Origin of the sequence: Elizabethkingia argenteiflava, assembly GCF_009904105.1 — a bacterium.
Lineage (GTDB): Bacteria > Bacteroidota > Bacteroidia > Flavobacteriales > Weeksellaceae > Elizabethkingia > Elizabethkingia argenteiflava.
Genome location: NZ_JAAABJ010000132.1, coordinates 1 through 664, shown reverse-complemented (window position 1 = coordinate 664; position 664 = coordinate 1). Strand labels below are relative to the sequence as shown.

The window sequence follows — 664 nt, the reverse complement described above, 5'->3', positions numbered from 1 at the left end:
GTAGCGTAGTCCGGTCATCGCGCCTGGTTTGGGACCAGGAGGTCGCAGGTTCGAATCCTGCCGCCCCGACTTAAAGAGAAAGTAGTTATCTACTTTCTCTTTTTTTTATACCAATAAGTACCTGTGAAATAATTAGTTACTAATTGGTCATTTATAGTTCGATTTCTGTATTCAAAATCTTAGACATGTGTTTTTTTGTCTAAAAAGTTGCGTCAGCTCTTGGTTTAATATGTTTCTTGATTAGTTCGAATTCCTGTTAAGGTTTCGATATTTTCATCTCCTTCTATTTTCTTGTGATTCTTTGCCATTAGATAGAGAAGATCTCGTATAAGATCTACTTCTTCATTGTCCACATAAATACCTTGATGTGCCAATATCTCAATTGTTTCTTGAACGGAGATTTTTTTGTCAATAAAGTTTATGATGAACTTGTTTAAACTTATAGTTTTCTGAGGAATAAAATAACAAAAGCCATATAATGCAAAGAATACCATGTTATTACAGAAGTTTCAAATCGTATTAATAATGCTTTGAAAGTATCCATCCAAGCATTTGCTTTCTCTATATTGAACCTTCGTTTATATAATTCTTCATCAAAATAATAATAATTCTTGGCTGTTTTATTATTCCTGAGATGGGTTTTAATATTGGCGATTATTTTTTC

Annotated in this window: 1 protein-coding gene and 1 pseudogene; both read right to left on the bottom strand. The window is 32.2% G+C overall.

Annotation, left to right across the window (positions count from 1 at the left end):
- Positions 1-224 precede the first annotated feature (224 nt).
- Complete coding sequence (locus GNY06_RS00870; protein WP_166518388.1) at positions 225-374, bottom strand: hypothetical protein; 150 nt, start codon at positions 372-374, stop codon at positions 225-227.
- Between the two features lie 65 nt (positions 375-439).
- Positions 440-664, bottom strand: a pseudogene (locus GNY06_RS00865) (IS5 family transposase); the annotation flags it as partial.